This window comes from Pseudomonas sp. GZD-209 (assembly GCF_049310485.1).
In the GTDB taxonomy this organism is placed as follows: Bacteria; Pseudomonadota; Gammaproteobacteria; order Pseudomonadales; family Pseudomonadaceae; genus Aquipseudomonas; species Aquipseudomonas sichuanensis.
Map to the genome: position 1 here is coordinate 1 of NZ_JBMOWQ010000136.1, position 17,690 is coordinate 17,690.

Here is a 17,690-nt window from a genome sequence, read left to right on the forward strand (position 1 = left end):
GCGTTTCCATCCGTGAGGAGACGAGACCTTTCAGGGCCTTTGCGTGGGGCCCCCCCCCCCCCCCCCCCCCTCAGGCCCGTACTACCAACCTAGAACTCGAACGTACTCGACAGGCTCACCTGCCGCGCATCCCCCACCGCGACGAAGTAACGGTTCACCGCCGAGCTGTAATACACCTTGTCGAACAGGTTCTTCACGTTCAGTTGCAGTAGAACCTTGTGCTCGTCGAGCTTGGTCTCGTAGCTGGCAAAGGCATCGGCCACGGTATACGCCGGCAGGTCGAAGTCATTGGTCGCATTGCCGGCGCGCTCCCCCACATAGCGGGCGCCCGCCCCTACACGCAGGCGGTCGCCGCCGAACAGGCTGCCGTAGTCATACACCGCCGACAGCGAACCACTGTGGCGCGCGACGTTCTGCAGGCGATTGCCCTTGAGGTCCGGGTCCTTGGTCACTTCGGCATCGGTGAAGGCGTAGGCACCGATCAGGCTCCAGCGCTCGCTGAGCTGGCCGGTCAGGTCCAGTTCGACGCCGCGGGAACGCACTTCACCGGCATTGCTGTAGATGATCGTACCGGGCTGAGTGTCGCCGTCGGCCACCAGCACATTGCGCTTGTTGATATCGAACAGCGCCAGGGTGCCGGTGACCCGGCCGGGGATATCCAGCTTGGCGCCCAGTTCCCACGACTTGCCTTGCTCCGGCTCGATGCCGGAGTCGAGGGTGAGGGTCTGGCCAGCGCCGATGCTCAGCGGCGCGATGGTCGAGTTGGGTTTGAACGACTCGCTGTAGCTGCCATAGAACGACAGTTGCTCATCGAGCTTGTACACCAGGCCCGCATGGGGCACCCAGGTCTGGCCGCTGTTGTCGGTGTTGACGTTGAACGGGCGGCCACGGCCGGCGTACTGGTCGAACTGCTGGAAGCGCCCGCCGGCCACCAGGATCCAGTGATCGTCCAGGTGCCAGGCATCCTGCAGGAACAGCGAGTCGCTGCGCAGTTCGTCGGTCTGGTCGCTGTCGCTGGCGCGCACGCTGGTGCCTTCCACTTCGCGGCCATAGACCGGGTTGAGGTAGCTGAAGGTCGAGCGGCTGTTCTGGCGGATCAGGTCGGCGCGGTAGATCTTGCGGTCTTCGTGATCGACACCGAGCAGCAGGTCGTGGCGCTGGCCGGCCAGCTCGACGTTGCCGTTAAGGCTGAAGGTGGCGAACTGGTCGCGGCTCATGGCGCCCTGGGTGCCGTCGATGCTGCGTGTCAGCGTGCCTTTTTTCTCGTTGACGCCAGTCACCCGGACCTGGCTGGCATCGTAGGTTTCGCGGTTGAAGCTGTAGCCGAAGTGCGCTTTCCAGTCGTCGCTCAGCTGGTGATCGACCTCCAGGCGGTACAGGTCGGAGCGGCCTTCCATGTCGTTGAACGGCTCGTCGAGACGGCGGCTGGCGGGAATGTTCAGCGGGTGCCCGTCACTGCCGAAGGCGGTGCCGCGGTCGAACGGGTAGCTGAACTCACGGTGCTCGTAGGCCAGCACCACTTGGGTGGCTTCGCCCAGCCAGGCGAACGACGGCGCCACCAGCGACTCGCGGTGCACGCCGAAATTGCGCCAGTAGTCTTCGTCTTCATGGTCGACGATCAGCCGATAGGCGAAGTTGCTGTCGCCCAGCGCGCCGGTGCTGTCCAGGCCGCCGCCGCTGCCGTTCTTGCCACTGCCGTAGCTGGAGCCGCGCAGAGTGACGGCGTTGTACTGCTCAAGCTGCGGGCGCTTGCTGACCACGTTGATCACCCCGCCCGGGTCCTGGATGCCGTACAGCAGCGAAGCCGGGCCCTTGAGCACCTCGACCCGCTCGGTGCTGGCGTTGAGCGCGCGGCCCTGCACGATGGGCATGCCGTCGCGCATGATCGAGCCGTCGCGGTTGTCGCCGAAGCCGCGCTTCATCACGGTGTCGGCGGTGCCGCCGAAGTTGTTGCCCTGGGTGATGCCGCTGACGTTGTACAGCGCATCGTCGAGGTTGCGCGGCGCCTGATCGCGGATCACCTGCGCGGGCACCACGTTGATTGCCTGGGGGATGTCCTGGGTCGGGCCCTGGCCGCGCATGATCGAGGCGCTGGCCGGGGGCTGATAGCTGTAGTCGTCGGCCTGGGAGGTAACGGTGGTGGCTTGCAGGTTCACGGCCCCTGAGGTGTCGGCCGGTTCGAGGGTCAGCGTGCGGCCATCGACGCGGCGCCAGGCCAGGCCGGAGCTGCCCAGCAGCTGCTGCAGGGCCTGCTCGGCGCTGAACGTGCCGTGCAAGGCCGGCGCCTGCAGCTCGGGCAGCGCCAGGGTGTAGACCACGCTCTGCCCGGTGGTGCGGCTGAAGGCGTTGAGCGCCTGGGCCAGCGGCTGGCTCGGCTGGGCGAAGGCATAGGCCTGGCTTTGCTGCTCGGCCATCGCCTGAGGGACCACGGCCAGCACCGACAGGGTGCTGAGGCCGAACCAGAGCGGGACGCAACGCGGGGTGAACTTCATGGACGCTGACCTGTGAGAGGGATGATCTTTTGCGAATGAATCGCACTTCCACTCACTACACGGATGCCGTCGAGAAGTACCTCATCGTCTTGAGGAAAAAATTCTTCGTTTCAATAAACCGATCGCGGGGCAAGCCCGCTCCCACGCGACTCGCAACCTAGGCGACTGGCGTGGGAGCGGCGGTGCGCCGATGCGACTTGCCCCGCGATTGTTTGTCAGCGCAACACCGTCAAGCGCCCCAACAGCGTCTGCCGCGAGAACCCCAGCACCTTGCCCAGCGAGTCCAGCGCCAGCAGCGGCTCGGCCACCGGGAAGCTGCCACTGACCTTGCGCTGCGCCAGCTCGCCGTCGAGCAGCACGATCCGCCCGGGGTAGTAACGCCCCAGGTCCTCGACCACCTGCCCCAGCGGCACCTGGTAATAATTCAGCCAGCCCTGGCGCCAGGCCAGGCGGCTGTCGCTGTCCACTGCCTCGACCGCGCCCGCGCTGCCGGTGGCATAGGCCAGCTGTTGATTGGCGGTCAGCTCGCGCGCCGGCTGGCCCTGGGCAGGCGTCACCGCCACCCGGCCGCTGCGCACCGTGACCTGGGCACCCTCAGCCTGCTCGCGCACTTCGAACTGGGTGCCGAGCACGCGCACCTGCCCACCGTTGGCGTCGACCAGGAACGGCGCGCCGGTGTGGGTCACCTGGAAGTACGCCGCGCCGCGCAGCAGGCGCACGCGTCGCTCACCCTGGTCGAAGTCCACGCCGATCGCCGTGCCGGCGTCCAGTGTCAGCTGGGAACCATCGGCCAAGGTCACCTGGCGCACCTGCTCGGCGCTGGTGTAGTCGGCGCGCAGGTCCTGCAACCAGTGCTGCGGCTGCCAGCCGGCCACGCCTCCCAGTGCCAGCACCAGGCAAGCGGCCACGGCGAAGCGCTGCCAATGGGGTTTGCGGGCAGGCCGGCGCATGGCCTCGAGGTACTGCTGCAGGCCGGCCTGTTCTTCGGCGGCCAGGCGCGCGGCCGGGGCCTCGGTCTGGTGCCACAACGCCTGGGCCTGGGCGTAGGCTTGGCGATGGGCCGGGGCCTGCAGCAACCAGCGCTTGAATGCGGCGCTTTCGGCCTGCTCCGGCTGCTGCTGGATGCGCATCAGCCAGCCCAGGGCGGCCCGGGACTGTTCGGCAGTAATCGGCGGTTCGAGGCTCATCGACGGGCGCTCCCTGGCCGGCGCGGTGGGGGTGCGGCTTCGGCGACACTCGCCTTGCACGCTTCGAGGGCGCGCATCATATGCTTTTCCACGGCGCTCTGGGACAGCTGCATGGCCTTGGCGATCTCGCCATAAGTGCAGCCGTGGATGCGGTTGAGCAAGAAGATCTGCCGGGTGCGCTCGGGCAAGGCGCGCAGCGCCGCCTCGATGCGCTGCAGGTCATGGTCGACCTCCAGGGCCTGTTCGGGCGCCTGGGCGAAGGCTTCGTCGTCGGTGTGCTGCAAGCCTTCGGCCACGCGGTCGCGGCTGCCTTCGCCGCGCAAGTAGTCGATGGCCAGGTTGCTGGCGCTGCGCAGCAGGTAAGTATCGAGGGCCTCGACCTTGACCTCGGGGCGGCGCCAGAAGCGCAGGAACAGCTCCTGCACCAGGTCGGCGGCGGTGGCGCGGCAGCCGATGCGCCGGTTGACCAGCGCCTCCATGCGTGCACGCTGGGCGAGGAATACCTGGACGAAGCGCGCCCGGCCACGGCTGGCCTCGGCGTCGGCGTCGATCACCTCTCCCGGCTCGCGCAACGCCTTACACCGCCAACACGGCCAGCAACGGCCCAAGCACCAGGCTGGCCGCTGCCAGGCCCAGCAGCAACCGAGGCTGGTACGGCAGGCCGAACACCCACAGCGTCACCCCGGCCATCAGCACGGCGATCCACTCCACCAGGCCGAAGGCCAAGCCCTGCAAGTGCACGGCCAGCACCAGCGACAGCAGCAACAGCGACCAGCCACCGATACGCAGGGCCTTGAGCTGACTGGCCGTGGGCTTGCGCCCGAGCAGGTCGTTGAAGTGTTTTTCCATGGCCAGGCACAGGCCGGCGAAACCGGCGAAACCGAGCAGCGCAACGCTCAACATCAGCTCACCTCCACGGCTTTGGCGACCTTGGGCGCGCGCTTGGCCACCACCTTGGGCGCGCGCAGCATCTTGCCGGCAGCCCAGGCGAGGAACAGCCCGGTGCCCAGTGCAGTCAGGTCGAACCCGGCCATGGCCCAGTCACCGACGGCAATGGAGTGGTTCAACCCCTGGCCGGTGGTCAGGGCGTTGAGCAGCGGCAACAGGGCGAAGGCCAGCGCGCCCAGCGCCAGTTGTTCGCCCCAGGCCCGGCGCCCGGGGCGCAGCACGGCATGCGCCAGCGCCAGGGCCCAGGCCAGGAAGAAGGCGTTGATCTCCCAGTCGGCACGCCCCTGCAACGCCACCGGCAACAGGCGGTTGGCCCAGAAGAACGCCGCCACGCCGAGCAGCAGGCCGCTCATGCTGGCGATGTTGAGCACCTCGACCAGGCGCAGCTCGACCGGCATATGCCCGCTCTTGGCGTGCTTGAGCTGGCGTTTGCCCAACCACATCACCAGGCCCGTGCCGATCACCGCCGTGCCGGCCACGCCGAAGGCGAAATACAGCCAGCGCAGCCACGGCCCGGCGAAATTGCCCATGTGCAGGCCGACGAAGGTAAACGAGGTCATCATCGCCGCGCTCTCCGGCGCGCCTTGGGTAAGCAGGGCGCCGCTGACACCATCGAAGGTCCAGTTGGCGCTGCGCTTGTAGGCCACGCTGTCGGCCGAGGCGCGGCTGAAGGTGACCCGGGCATTGGCGTCGCCAGGGTTCTGCACCTGGATGAAGCCCATGCGCGCGCCCGGCGCCTGCTCCTGCACCTTGGCGTACAACTCCGGCAATGGCGCCAGGGGTGCCGCCACGCCTGCCAGCGCCGGGGTTTGGTCACGGCCGAACAGGTCGTCGAAATAGTCGCCGCTGTCGCCATAGCTGGCCATGATGCTGGCCGGCATCACCATGTACATGAAGATCACCAGGCTGCTGTAGCTGATCATCAGGTGGAACGGCAGCACCAGCACGCCGATGGCGTTATGGCCGTCGAGCCAGGAGCGCTGGCCCTTGCCGGGGCGGAAGGTGAAGAACTCCTTGAAGATCTTCTTGTGGGTGATGATCCCGGTCACCAGGCCCAGCAGCATGATGAAGGCGCAGAAGGTCGCCAACCAGCGCCCCCACGGGTAGGGCATCTGCAGCTCGAAGTGGAAGCGGTAGAAAAACTCGCCGCCACGGCTGTCGCGGCCCACCACTTCCTGGCCGCTGACGGCGTCCAGGTCCTTCCTCACCATGCCGCGTCGCCCACCCGCATTCGGGTCGCGCCAACTGACGCTGAGCGCCGGCTCGCGCTCGCTGGGCAGGCGGATGAACCAGCTGTTGGCGTGGCCGGCGTTGCTTTGCAGATAGCGCTGCGCCAACGCCAGGCTGGCCACCGGATCAAGCGGGTGGCTGCGGACTTCAGGCGTGCTCCAGTGGCTGATCTCGTCCTTGAAGTACGACAGCGTCCCGGTGAGGAAAATGGCGAACAGCAGCCAGCCGAAGATCAGCCCGGTCCAGGTGTGCAACCAGGCCATGGCCTGGCGAAAGCCCTCTTTCATCCGTTTTTCATCCAGTAGGCAAGCCCGGCGATCAGCCCCAGCAGCAGGCTGGGCAGCAGCACGCCCAGCCAGGCGCGCCAGGCGCTGCGGCAGGCGAAGCAGCCGATGAACGCCAGCAGGTAGACCACGAACGACAGCATCATGCCGGTGAGCGCGGCATCGACCTGGGCCATGGGCGTGAGCAGGGTGATGCACACGCTGGCCAGCGACGCCAGCAGGTAGCCGCCCAGCAGTGCCGCCAGGCTGCGTGAGGCCACGGCCAGGCGATAGCTCAAAGGGAGGCCGGCGGCTTTGCTCTTCATCGCGGTGGTCCGGGGAAATGGGGGTGCAATAGTAATGATTTCAATTCTCATAAGCAAAGAGTCGGGGATGAACTGCGGCCCCTGTCACCGATTGCCGAAAGGCCGAGGCCTGAATACAATGCGAACAATTCTTACTTCCAGTTGCGCCATAGAGCGCCGGAGTCGCATCGGTGCCCAGCGCCCTCTCCTCCACCGTCGAAGGTCTGTACCTCAACCACCACAGTTGGCTTACCGGCTGGTTGCGGCGGCGCCTGGGTTGCCCGCAGAGCGCCGCCGACCTGGCCCAGGACACCTACGTGCGCCTGCTCCAGGCCCGTGAAACGCCGCAACTGGTAGAGCCCCGCGCCTTCCTCGCCACCGTGGCCAAGCGCGTGCTGTGCAACCACTTCCGCCGCCAGGAACTGGAGCGCGCCTACCTCGAGGCACTGGCCCTGGTGCCCGAGCAGGTGACGCCGAGCGAAGAAGAAAAAGCGATCATCTTCGACACCCTGCTGGAGCTCGACCGCCTGCTCGATGGCCTGCCGCCGCTGGTCAAGCGCGCGTTCCTGCTGGCCCAGGTCGACGGCCTGGGCCAGGGCGAGATCGCCCGGGAGCTGGGCATCTCGCTGGCGACGGTCAAGCGCTACCTGCACAAGGCAGCCCTGCGCTGCTACTTCGCCCAATGAACACCACGTTCGCCCCCCGCGTCGCCGAGCAGGCCGTGCATTGGCTGATCGAATCCCAGGCCGAGGGCTTCGACCAGCACCTGGCGCTGGAACGCTGGCTGGCAGCCGACCATGAGCACCAGCGCGCCTGGGCGCACATCCAGCAGGTCAACCAGCGCTTACGTGGCGTGGCCTCGCCGGTGGTGCACGCGACCCTGCAGGCGCCGCCCTCCCCGGCTCGGCGCCGGGCGCTCAAGGCACTGTTGCTGGTGGGTGTGGCCAGTGCCACCGGGCTCGGTCTGCAGCAGCACAACCCGCTGCCGGGGCTGATGGCCGACTATCGCAGCCCGGTCGGCCAGCGCCGGCGGCTGACCCTCGACGATGGCAGCCAATTGCACCTGAACACCCGCAGCGCCGCCGATGTGCGCTTCGATGGCCAGCAGCGGCTGGTGCGCCTGCAGGAGGGTGAACTGTTGCTGGAGACGGCCAACGATGCGCGCCCACTGCGGCTGCGCACCGGCGAAGGCGACCTGCTGCTGGACCGCGGCCGCTTCAATGTGCGCCAGTTCGAGGGGTTCAGCTTGGTCACGGTGTTCAGCGGCAGCGCCAGCGTGGCCGGGCAAAGCCTGCTGGCCGGGCACCAGGCGCGCTTCGCCCGGGATGGGTGGAAGGCGATCGCGCCACTGGACCCGAACCGCGCAGCCTGGGTGGACGGCATGCTGGTGGTGTCGCAGATGCGCCTCGGCGACTTTGTTGCCGAGCTTTCGCGCTACCGGCTTGGGCAATTGGGTTGCAGCGAGCGGGTGGCCGACTTGCGGATTTCCGGGTCGTATCCGCTGGAGGACAGCGAGCGGATCCTGGCCATGCTGGAGGTGGCGTTGCCAGTGAAGGTGCGACGGTTTACCCGGTATTGGGTGTCGGTCGAGGCGGCTACGGGGTGAGCCTGTGGCGGCCCTATCGCCGGCAAGCCGGCTCCCACAGGGGCAGGTGGGAGCTGGCTTGCCAGCGATGAGGCCGGTGAAGCCTTAAAAAAATTTGAATCAACCTGAGCCATTTCCCCGACCTCGCGTGACAGAGAAGGCAGAACCCCCTTCTCACAGGACCACCGCCCCATGCTTCTGCGCCCCAGCCCCCTCGCCCACGCCCTGCTGCTCGCCATCAGCCTGGGCGGCGCCGTGCCCGCCACCCTGGCCGCCGAAACCCGCAGCTACCACATCGCCTCCGGCAGCCTGGAAGACGCGCTCAACCAATTCGGTCGCGAAAGCGGCGCGTTGATCTCGTTCGGCTCGGCGCTGACCCAAGGCCTGATCAGCCCTGGCCTGGACGGCCAGTACGAGGTGGGCCAGGGCCTGGATGCCTTGCTGCGCGGCAGCGGCCTGCAGGCCCGCCAGGAAGCCGACAACGCCTATAGCCTGCAACCGGCACAGGCGGGCAACAGCGGCGCGGCCGTGGAGCTGGGGGCCTCGACCGTGGTCGGTGACTGGCTGGCCGACGCGCGCCAGGACAACGTCTTCGAACACCCCGGCGCCCGTGACGTGGTACGCCGCGAGGAGTTCGAGCGCAGCGGCGCCAGCAGCGCCCGCGAAGTGCTCAACCGCATCCCCGGGGTGAACGCGCCGGAGAACAACGGCACCGGCAGCCACGACCTGGCGCTGAACTTCGGCATCCGTGGCCTCAACCCACGCCTGGCGTCGCGCTCCACCGTGCTGATGGACGGCATCCCGGTGCCGTTCGCCCCTTACGGCCAGCCACAGCTGTCGCTGGCGCCGATCAGCCTGGGCAACATGGACGCGGTGGACGTGGTGCGCGGCGGCGGCGCGGTGCGCTACGGGCCGCAAAACGTCGGTGGCATCGTCAACTTCGTCACCCGTGCCATCCCCGAAGAGGCGACGTTCAAGGCGGCGATGCAGAACCAGATCAGCCCGTCGTCCAGCCAGGATGGCTTGAAGAACAACGCCAACCTGCTGATCGGCGGCACCAACGCCAACGGCCTGGGGGGTGCCCTGCTGTACTCCGGTACCCGGGGCAGCGACTGGCGCGAACACAGCGACACGCAGATCGACGACCTGATGCTCAAGGGCAAGCTGCAGCTCGACGAAGCCAACAGCCTGCATGCCATGGCCCAGTACTACGAGGGCGAGGCCGAGATGCCGGGCGGGCTGAGTGCCGCGGCGTTCGACGATGATCCCTACCAGTCGACCCGCCTCAAGGACAAGTTCTGGGGCCGCCGCACGCTGTTCAACTTCGGCTACGACTACAAGCAGGACGACCGCCAGTTCAGCGTCAACAGCTTCTTCACCAAGACCCTGCGCAGCGGTTATCTGGACCAGGGCAACTTCGTTTCGCTGTCGCCGCGCGAATACTGGGTGCGCGGTATCGAGACGCGCTTCTCCCAAGGCGTGGCGCTGGGTGACAGCTGGCATGAACTGGGCATTGGCTACCGCTACGTCAACGAAGCCGGCCACGAACTGCGCTACCGCGAGCCGACCCGCAGCAACCTGCTGCCCACCACCGACAGCCGCAACGATCGCGACACCCGTGGCAGCACCGAGGCCCATGCGATCTACCTGGACGACCGTATCGACATCGGCCGCTGGACCATCACCCCGGGCGTGCGCTACGAGATGATCGACTCCGAGCAGAGCAACAAACTCAGCGGCCAGCGCTACCAGGGCAGCTACAACACCGCCCTGCCGGCACTCAACGTGATGTACCACCTCACCGACACCTGGAACCTGTACGCCAACACCGAAGGATCATTCGGCAGCGTGCAGTACAGCCAGATGCCCAACCGGGTCAGCAGTGGCGAGGTAAAACCGGAGAAAGCGCGTACCTGGGAACTCGGCACCCGTTACGACAATGGCGACTTGCAGGCGGAGATCGGCGTATTTCTGATCAATTTCGACAACCAGTACGAAAGCAACCAGACCAACGATTCGGTGATCGCCCGCGGCGAAACCCGCCACCAGGGCATCGAGACCAGCGTGCGCTACGCCCTCGATGGCCTGAGCCCGGCACTGGCCGGTTTCGACGTGCATGCCGGCTACGCCTTCGTCGATGCCACCATCCGTGAGGACGGGCCGAACAAGGGTAACCAGGTGCCGTTCTCGTCGCGCCACAAAGGCACCCTGGGCGTGGGTTACACCGAGGGCCCGTGGCAGTTGAACCTGGACAGCAGCTTCCAGAGCAGCCAGTACGCCGACAACGCCAACACCGCCAGCGAGAGCGCCGACGCCAGCACCGGGCGTATCCCCGGCTACATGCTGGTGAGCAGCCGTGCCGGCTATGACTTCGGCCCTGAGCTTTCGAACCTGAAGGTGGCGGTGGGGGTGAAGAACCTGTTCAACCGCGAGTACTACACCCGCTCGTTCGACGACAACAACAAGGGCAAGTACGTGGGCGAACCCCGTACTCTATACCTGCAGACCTCGGTTGAGTTCTGACCGACGACAACAAAAGCCCGGCGACCGCCGGGCTTTTTGCAACAGGAAATTTTTCTTGCGCAGGGGGTTGAATTCGTCGCGCGGATGCCTGACCTTAGAGTCAAGAGGCGCAAAAAGACCAACGCCCTCAGTGGCTTGAAAGTGCCTCCCGCGAGCAAGCTGAATAAGGATTGAAGTCATGCAAATCCAGGTCAACAGCAGCAACCATTTCGAAGGCAACAACCGTCTCGACGAGTGGGTCCGCGCCACGCTGCACAGCAGCCTCGAGCGCTACGAAGAAGACCTCACCCGCATCGAAGTCCATTTGCGCGACGAGAACGGCGCCAAGCCCGGACCGCACGACAAACGCTGCCAGATGGAGGCTCGCCCCAAAGGCCACCAACCGATTTCCGTGACCCATACCGCCACTTCGCTGGACCAGGCGGTCGATGGCGCCGCCAACAAGCTCAACCACGCACTGGAACATTTCTACGGCAAACTGCGCAGTAAACGTGGCGTGCTTGAACTGAGTGACCCAGAAGCCTGATCCAACCGCGACAGTAAAAACGCCCGGCCTTGCGCCGGGCGTTTTCATTTGCACCGATCAGCGGGCCTGAACCAACCCCGGCATGCCCCGGTCAACTCCTGCAGTCATTCAATGCAGGCCTTGACCATGAACAACCCTTTCGACCAGATCAGCGCTGCGTTCGCCCCCGAATACCGGGTCAACCTGAGCATCGAGCGCCTCGATGGCAGCATCATGCTGACCCTCTCCGATGACAGCGGCGTGGTGGCCAGGCGCCTGGTCAGCGCGGCCCAGCGCAACGACCCGGTGCGCCTGCAGCGGGTCATCGACAGCATCCGCCTGGGCCTGGCCATCGAGCTTGGCCAGAACCCGCTGCAAGTGCTGGCCGCACTGACCCGCGATCATCGCCACCCGGCCTCCTGCCTGGCCAACTGAAGGTTACTTGCTCTCGTCCACTTCCTTGCCGTTGGCGTCCAGCACCTTGGTCGACGGGTAGCGGTAGGAGGCATAGCGCACCACGAGGATGGCGAACGCCAGCAGCAGGATGCCGCCACACACGTACAGCAGCCCGACATCCGGCGCCTTGTGGTGCGACACATCGCCGATCAGCAGGCGGGTCAGCGCGGTGATCGCCACGTACAGCAAGAAGCGGATGGGCATGTGGTTGGTCTTGAAGTAGATCCCCACCATCGCCCCCAGCTCCAGGTAGATGAACAGCAGCAGGATGTCATCGACGCTGACCCCGCCCTTGCCCAACATGTCCAGGAAGGTCACCACCGCCGCATAGGCGGTGATCGCGCCGATGCCGAACAGTGCCAGGTAGTGGAATGCCTCCACGCACAGGTTGCCCAGCGAGTCGGCGGAGCCATGCAGGCCCTTGCGCAGCTTGTCTGCCCATTTGGTGTTCACGATGTTCGATTCCCCGATACGGCTGAAGGATGGTGCGTCACGCCTGTGACATTTGTTGTGCCATGCAGTTAAAGGGCCAGGCACCCTGTCTTGGAAGGTGGTGGATTGCCGCAGGGCACTTGTGCGCTAGGCTTTTTGCTCGCGAATGGCCATCACTGTGGTTGCAGTGAGCAGGCCTTCACCTGTACTGTATAAAAATACAGTTAATACCCCAACCAGCAAAAAGGCATAGAGGTGATGAATGGCCGTCGAAGTGGTGTACCGCAGCAGCCGCGACCCGGAGCGCTTGTTCATGGATAAGGCCGAAGCAGATCGTCACGACAAGATGCTCGAACTGGCCGAGCGCCTGGCTGAAGTGCTGCACAAAGCGGTGCCGTCGCTGAGCGAGCAGCAGGTCGAGGAAGCCGGTATCTACATGGCCAAGAACCGCGATGTGTTCGCCCGCGCGTTCAAGAGCCAGCCGGATGCGTTGGCGGAACTGCTCGAAGGTGGGGCAGCCGAGTAAAATCGGCACGGCCCCCTGTAGAAGCGCAAGCCTTCTCAGCCGTAGAGCAACCTTTCCGCCAGCATCTGCGCCACCCGGGCCGGTGAGCGTTTTTCGGCCTGGGCATGGGCAAACACTTCGGTCAACCGCGTGGGTATCCGCGCCAGGTGCGCGGTGATGGTGCCCAGGTCTTCACCGCGATGCTTCAACGCCACGTAGATCAACCCACCGGCATTGATCACATAATCCGGCGCATACAGTATCCCGCGGTTCTCCAACTGGTCGGCCACCTGCAAGGTAGTCAGCTGGTTGTTGGCCGAGCCTGCCACCGCTGCGCAGCGCAATTGCATCACGCTCTGCCCATTCAGCACCGGCCCTACCCCGCAGGGCGCGAAGATATCGCAGGGGGTGCTGATCAAGGCGTCATTGGTCACCGGGTGTGCATTGAGCTGCTCCACCGCCAGGCGCACCTTCCCCGCATCCAGGTCACTGACCAGCAACTCGGCACCCGCCGCATGCAGTTGCTCGGCCAACGCGTAGCCCACATTGCCCAGGCCCTGCACCGCCACCCGCAAGCCTTCCAGGTTGTCGCTACCCAGACGGGCCATGGACGTTGCGCGGATGCCGGCAAACACGCCCATTGCCGCATGGGGCGAGGGATCGCCCGATGCGGTGGTGCTGGTGACATGGGGGGTGGACTGGGCAATGCAGTCCATGTCGATGGTGGAGGTGCCGCTGTCCACGGCAGTGATGAAGCGGCCTTGAAGGGTGTCCACGAAACGGCCGAACGCTTCGAACAATGCCGCACGGTTCTCCACGTGCGGGTTACGCACGATCACCGCCTTGCCGCCGCCCATTGGCAACCCCGCCAGGGCGGCCTTGAAGCTCATGCCCTGGGCCAGGCGGATGGCATCGGTCATGGCGCTTTCGTCATCGGCATAGGGCAGGTAGCGGCAACCGCCCATGGCCGGCCCCAGGTGTTCGCTGTGAATAGCCACCACGGCCTTCAGACCCGTGGGCGGGTCGATGAACAGGTGCAGTGACTGGGTGCGGGTGCTTTGCATGAGGGCGAACATCGACGGGCTCCCCCGAGAGGTGCTCCTACCAGTATAGGCAGGTGCATCAGGGCCGCCGCGCGGGCGGACCACTGGACGAAAGCCGGTGCCAGGGCTAATAGTACAAGCGTGACGGAGAGTCCCCATGAACCCACGCCAAGCCTGCCTGGCCTGCCTGCAACGCGAACCGGCCGCCCTGCTGGAAGCCGCCCTGTGGATAGCCGCCGAACACGATCACAGCGTCGACCCCTCGATCGGCCTGGCGCGCGTGCGCGAGCTGCAGTGCGAGGTCAGTAGCCATCTGCCGATGCTGCCCCTGAACGAACTGGCCCAGCCGCTGCTGCGCCAGCTCAATGCCCTGGGCTTCCAGCAGGATGAGTACCACCCGCTGCGCCCGCACGTAGCGCTGATGGACAAGGTGCTGCAGCGCCGCCGTGGCCAGCCGCTGCTGTTGGCCATCCTCGCCCTGGAGCTGGCCCGGCACCTGTCGATCCCGCTCGAAGGGGTCAACTTTCCCGGCCACTTCCTACTGCGCGTGCCCGGGGCCGATCACCTGCTCGACCCCTGCGGCGGGCGCCGCCTTTACCCCAACGACTGCCGCGAACTGCTCGCCCGCCAGTTCGGCGCGCAGTTGCCGTTGAGTGCCGAACACCTGCGCAGCGCTTCACCGATGCAGATGCTCCAGCGCCTGTCGCGCAACCTGCGCCAGCTGCACAGCAGCAATGACAACGACCTTGCCGCACTCATCGATGCCGAACGGGTGATGCAACTGGGCCCGGTGCAGGTCAGCGACTACCTGGCCCGGGCCACGCTCTACCAGCACCTTGAGTGCCCCCAGGCCGAACGCTTCGACCTGGAGCATGCGCTGCTGCTGACAGACGACCCGATCCAGCGCCTGAAACTGAGCGAACGGCTCGGCCAACTACCGTCGACCAAGCGCTCGATTCACTGAACCGGCGTGTCCACCTGCCGCGCCGGGTGGGCCTTGGCAAATGCCGGATGCGCCTCGGCCAGCGCCGCCACCCTGCGAATGCGCGGGTAGCTGCCCAAGTCGATGTTGAAGCGCTCGGCCGCGTACAGCTGCGGGATCAGGTAGACATCGGCCAGCCCCGGCGTGGCACCGAAGCAGAAGCCCTCATCGCCAATCAATTGCTCCACCGCCGCCAGCCCTTGGCCGATCCAGTGGGCGATCCACTGATTGACCTGCGCCTCATCGTGCCCCAGCAGGCGCAACTGGTTGAGCACACTGACGTTGTGCAGCGGGTGCACGTCGCAACCGATGATCGCCGCCACACCGCGCACCTTGGCGCGCGCCTCGGCAGCGGCCGGCAGCAGCGCCGGCTGTGGATGGACCTCCTCCAGGTACTCGATGATCGCCGGCGACTGCACCAACAGCTCGCCGCCGTCGGTGCGCAGGGCCGGCACCCGGCCTTGCGGGTTGAGCGCCAGATAGTCATCGCCGCGCTGCTCGCCCTTGAGCAGGTTGACCGGCAGGGCCTGGTAGTCCAGGCCCTTGAGCGCCAGGGCGATGCGCACCCGGTACGACGAAGTGGACCGATAGTAGGTAAACAGCTCCATCGCCCGGCCCCCTCAGTTGGCCGCGACGATGGTGCCGCGGCACTCGCCGAAGCCGATGCTGGCTACGCCATCGCGCACGCAACGGGCCCGCAGGATGACCTCGTCACCGTCCTCGAGGAACTTGCGCACCTCGCCGCTGGCCAGCTCCACCGGGTGCTTGCCGCCCTCGGTGATCTCCAGCAGGCTGCCGAACGAGCCCGGCGTGGCGCCCGACAGGGTGCCCGAACCGAACAGGTCGCCCGGCTGCAGCTGGCAACCGTTGACGCTGTGGTGGGCAACCATCTGTGCCACGGTCCAGTACATGCTGCGGGTGCTGCTCAGGGTCAGGCGATGGGCAGGCAGGTTCTGCTCGCGCATGCGCTCAGTCAGCAGCAGCACCTCGAGTTCGATATCAAAGGCGCCACCGGCCTGGTCACGGCTGTCCAGCAGGTACGACAGCGGCTGCGGGTCACCCTCCGGGCGCGCCGGCTGGGCGCAGCGGAACGGCTCCAGCGCTTCGGCGGTCACCACCCAGGGCGACACGGTACTGATGAAGCTCTTGGACAGGAACGGCCCGAGCGGCTGGTACTCCCAAGCCTGGATATCGCGGGCCGACCAATCGTTGAGCAGGCAGAAGCCGGCCACGTGCTCGGCGGCATCGCCAATCGGGATCGCCTGGCCCAGGTCATTGCCCTGGCCGATCCAGATGCCCAGCTCCAGCTCGTAGTCCAGGCGCGCGCAGGGGCCGAAACTTGGCTCGGTCTGCCCGGCTGGCAGGGTCTGGCCCTTGGGCCGGCGTACATCGGCACCGGACGGGCGAATGGTCGAGGCGCGGCCGTGGTAGCCGATCGGCACGTGCTTGTAGTTGGGCAGCAGCGGGTTGTCCGGGCGGAACAGCTTGCCGACGTTCTTGGCATGCTCGATGCCCACGTAGAAATCGGTGTAATCGCCGATCTTCGCCGGCAGGTGCAACTGGCAGGTGCTGGCTGGGTACAAGGCAGCTTTCAGCGCGGCCTGGTGTTCGCTCCCCTCCCCCAACAGCACCAGCAGGCGCTCGCGCAGGGCGACCCGCGCCGGGCGGCCGAGAGCGAAGAAGGCATTCAGTGCGCCGCCCAGGGTGGCCTCGACTGCGGCCTTGGCCTCACCTTCGAACAACCCGGCAGCCAGCACGGCCTCAAGGTCGAGGATGGCGTCGCCGATGGCCACGCCGCAACGTGGCGCCTGCCCCGGGCGGCTGAAGATGCCCAGCGGCAGGTTCTGCAGCGGGAAATCGCTGTGCCCGTTGGCGTGCTCGACCCAGCTACGGGCAATGGCGGTGTGGTTCATCGGTTATCTCCGGTTCGGGTTGAAGGTGCTCGGCAAGGTGGCCCAGCAACTATCGTAGTCGGCCTGCAATTGCGGGCTGTCGAGGGCCTGGCGGCTCGGGCGCAGCACCTGGCTGGTCTCGAACATGAAGGCCATGGTGTCGTCGATCTTGTGCGGCGCCAGGTCTGCGGCGATGGCTTTGTCGCAGGTCTCGGCGTCCGGCCCGTGGGCGCTCATCACGCCATGCAGCGAAGCGCCGCCCGGCAGGAAACCTTCGGCCTTGGCGTCGTAGGCGCCCTGGATCAGACCCATGAATTCGTTCATCAGGTTGCGGTGGAACCATGGTGGACGGAAGGTGTTCTCGGCCACCATCCAGCGCGGCGGGAAAATCACGAAGTCCATGTTGGCCATGCCATGCACGCTGGTGGGCGAGGTCAGCACGGTGAAGATCGACGGGTCGGGGTGGTCGAAGCTGACCGTGCCGATGGTGTTGAAGCGGCGCAGGTCGTACTTGTACGGCACGTTGGTGCCGTGCCAGGCGACCACGTCCAGCGGCGAGTGGGAAAGCTCGCAGGCCCAGTGTTCGCCGAGGAACTTCTGCACCAGTTGCACCGGCCCGCTGGTTTCTTCGTAGTGGGCCACCGGGGTGAGGAAGTCACGCGGGTTGGCCAGGCCGTTGCTGCCGATCGGGCCGAGGTCCGGGATGCGCAGCGGCGCGCCGTGGTTTTCGGCGATGTAGCCGCGGGCCTGGGCATCGAGCAGTTCAACCCGGAATTTCATGCCACGCGGGATGACCGCAATCTCCAGCGGCGCCACGTCCAGCACGCCCAGCTCGGTGGCGATGCGCAGGCGGCCCTGTTCGGGCACCAGCAGCAGTTCACCGTCGGCGTTGAAGAACACCCGCTCCATGGAGCGGTTGGCGCGGTAGATGTAGATGCTCACGCCGGCCGGCTTTTCCGCTGCCGAGTTGGCCACCATCGGCACCCAGCCTTCGATGAAGTCGGTGGCTTCGGACGGGATCGGCTGGGGGTTCCAGCGCAGACGATTGGGGGTGATGGCGCCCAGGGCGCCGACCAGCGGCTGGCGCTCCAGGCGCTCGAAGCGTGGGTGCAATGCCGACGGGCGAATGCGGTACAGCCAGGTGCGGCGCAGTTCGCTGCGGGCCATGGTGAACGCGGTGCCCGACAGCAGCTCGGCGTACAGCCCGTAGGGCGCCTTCTGCGGCGAGTTCTGCCCGACCGGCAGCGCGCCGGGCAAGGCTTCGCTGGCGAATTCGTTGCCGAAACCGCTCAGGTACTCAAGTTCAGGTGAGGTGTCGCGGGTCATCTCGGTGCCTCCGGGC

Annotated in this window: 18 protein-coding genes; 7 read left to right on the forward strand and 11 right to left on the reverse strand. The window is 66.3% G+C overall.

What is annotated here, in order from left to right:
* Positions 1-89: 89 nt before the first annotated feature.
* From ACO6VM_RS16050 to ACO6VM_RS16075, 6 genes are all read right to left on the reverse strand, one after another.
* The gene (locus tag ACO6VM_RS16050) at positions 90-2,492 is read right to left on the reverse strand and encodes a TonB-dependent siderophore receptor (RefSeq protein WP_422403528.1); all 2,403 of its coding nucleotides are present in this window, start codon (positions 2,490-2,492) and stop codon (positions 90-92) included.
* 215 nt (positions 2,493-2,707) lie between these two features.
* Positions 2,708-3,679 (reverse strand): FecR family protein, encoded by a 972-nt coding sequence (locus ACO6VM_RS16055; RefSeq protein WP_422403529.1) that lies wholly within the window; start codon positions 3,677-3,679, stop codon positions 2,708-2,710.
* The gene (locus tag ACO6VM_RS16060; RefSeq protein WP_422403530.1) at positions 3,676-4,251 is read right to left on the reverse strand and encodes an RNA polymerase sigma factor; all 576 of its coding nucleotides are present in this window, start codon (positions 4,249-4,251) and stop codon (positions 3,676-3,678) included. The genes ACO6VM_RS16055 and ACO6VM_RS16060 overlap by 4 nt, the downstream gene beginning before the upstream one ends.
* 4 nt (positions 4,252-4,255) lie before the next feature.
* Positions 4,256-4,582 carry a DUF3325 domain-containing protein gene (locus tag ACO6VM_RS16065; RefSeq protein ID WP_347151015.1) on the reverse strand — a complete coding sequence of 109 codons (327 nt, stop codon included), beginning with the start codon at positions 4,580-4,582 and terminating at the stop codon, positions 4,256-4,258.
* Positions 4,582-6,144, reverse strand: coding sequence for a PepSY-associated TM helix domain-containing protein (locus ACO6VM_RS16070; protein WP_422403531.1), 1,563 nt, complete (start codon positions 6,142-6,144; stop codon positions 4,582-4,584). The genes ACO6VM_RS16065 and ACO6VM_RS16070 overlap by 1 nt, the downstream gene beginning before the upstream one ends.
* The gene (locus ACO6VM_RS16075; protein ID WP_422403532.1) at positions 6,141-6,446 is read right to left on the reverse strand and encodes a DUF3649 domain-containing protein; all 306 of its coding nucleotides are present in this window, start codon (positions 6,444-6,446) and stop codon (positions 6,141-6,143) included. Before ACO6VM_RS16075 ends, ACO6VM_RS16070 begins: the two co-directional genes overlap by 4 nt.
* A gap of 170 nt (positions 6,447-6,616) precedes the next feature.
* Here ACO6VM_RS16075 and ACO6VM_RS16080 point away from each other — a divergent pair, with 170 nt between their 5' ends.
* From ACO6VM_RS16080 to ACO6VM_RS16100, 5 genes are all read left to right on the forward strand, one after another.
* The gene (locus ACO6VM_RS16080) at positions 6,617-7,111 is read left to right on the forward strand and encodes a sigma-70 family RNA polymerase sigma factor (RefSeq protein ID WP_422403533.1); all 495 of its coding nucleotides are present in this window, start codon (positions 6,617-6,619) and stop codon (positions 7,109-7,111) included.
* The gene (locus ACO6VM_RS16085) at positions 7,108-8,031 is read left to right on the forward strand and encodes a FecR domain-containing protein (RefSeq protein ID WP_422403534.1); all 924 of its coding nucleotides are present in this window, start codon (positions 7,108-7,110) and stop codon (positions 8,029-8,031) included. Before ACO6VM_RS16080 ends, ACO6VM_RS16085 begins: the two co-directional genes overlap by 4 nt.
* A 171-nt stretch (positions 8,032-8,202) precedes the next feature.
* A complete protein-coding gene (fecA, locus tag ACO6VM_RS16090) occupies positions 8,203-10,533 on the forward strand; it encodes a TonB-dependent Fe(3+) dicitrate receptor FecA (RefSeq protein ID WP_422403535.1) in 2,331 nt (776 codons plus the stop codon).
* A gap of 178 nt (positions 10,534-10,711) precedes the next feature.
* The gene (locus ACO6VM_RS16095) at positions 10,712-11,059 is read left to right on the forward strand and encodes an HPF/RaiA family ribosome-associated protein (protein WP_390966970.1); all 348 of its coding nucleotides are present in this window, start codon (positions 10,712-10,714) and stop codon (positions 11,057-11,059) included.
* Between the two features lie 126 nt (positions 11,060-11,185).
* Complete coding sequence (locus ACO6VM_RS16100) at positions 11,186-11,473, forward strand: DUF3509 domain-containing protein (protein ID WP_125462639.1); 288 nt, start codon at positions 11,186-11,188, stop codon at positions 11,471-11,473.
* A gap of 3 nt (positions 11,474-11,476) precedes the next feature.
* Here the strand turns inward: ACO6VM_RS16100 and ACO6VM_RS16105 are convergent, their stop codons facing one another.
* Positions 11,477-11,947 carry a phosphate-starvation-inducible protein PsiE gene (locus ACO6VM_RS16105; protein ID WP_125462638.1) on the reverse strand — a complete coding sequence of 157 codons (471 nt, stop codon included), beginning with the start codon at positions 11,945-11,947 and terminating at the stop codon, positions 11,477-11,479.
* A 241-nt stretch (positions 11,948-12,188) separates the two neighbouring features.
* On the opposite strand from ACO6VM_RS16105, the gene ACO6VM_RS16110 reads away from it, so the two are divergent.
* A complete protein-coding gene (locus tag ACO6VM_RS16110; protein WP_012274138.1) occupies positions 12,189-12,452 on the forward strand; it encodes a YebG family protein in 264 nt (87 codons plus the stop codon).
* Positions 12,453-12,487: 35 nt separating this feature from the next.
* On the opposite strand, the gene ACO6VM_RS16115 is transcribed toward ACO6VM_RS16110, so the two are convergent.
* Entirely contained in the window at positions 12,488-13,507 is a 1,020-nt protein-coding gene (locus ACO6VM_RS16115; RefSeq protein ID WP_390966964.1) for a Leu/Phe/Val dehydrogenase, read from the reverse strand.
* A gap of 124 nt (positions 13,508-13,631) precedes the next feature.
* On the opposite strand from ACO6VM_RS16115, the gene ACO6VM_RS16120 reads away from it, so the two are divergent.
* Positions 13,632-14,438: a SirB1 family protein gene (locus ACO6VM_RS16120; protein ID WP_401058570.1), complete on the forward strand. Its 807-nt coding sequence runs from the start codon at positions 13,632-13,634 to the stop codon at positions 14,436-14,438.
* On the opposite strand, the gene maiA is transcribed toward ACO6VM_RS16120, so the two are convergent.
* The 3 genes from maiA to hmgA are packed head-to-tail and all read right to left on the reverse strand — an operon-like array spanning position 14,432 to position 17,674.
* On the reverse strand, positions 14,432-15,064 hold the full coding sequence (gene maiA / locus ACO6VM_RS16125) for a maleylacetoacetate isomerase (RefSeq protein WP_401058568.1): 633 nt from the start codon (positions 15,062-15,064) through the stop codon (positions 14,432-14,434). The two genes, ACO6VM_RS16120 and maiA, sit on opposite strands and share 7 nt — an antisense overlap.
* A 12-nt stretch (positions 15,065-15,076) precedes the next feature.
* Positions 15,077-16,369, reverse strand: a complete 1,293-nt coding sequence (gene fahA, locus ACO6VM_RS16130; protein WP_401058567.1) for a fumarylacetoacetase — start codon at positions 16,367-16,369, stop codon at positions 15,077-15,079.
* 3 nt (positions 16,370-16,372) lie between these two features.
* A complete protein-coding gene (hmgA, locus tag ACO6VM_RS16135) occupies positions 16,373-17,674 on the reverse strand; it encodes a homogentisate 1,2-dioxygenase (RefSeq protein WP_401058565.1) in 1,302 nt (433 codons plus the stop codon).
* Between the last annotated feature and the right edge of the window lie 16 nt (positions 17,675-17,690).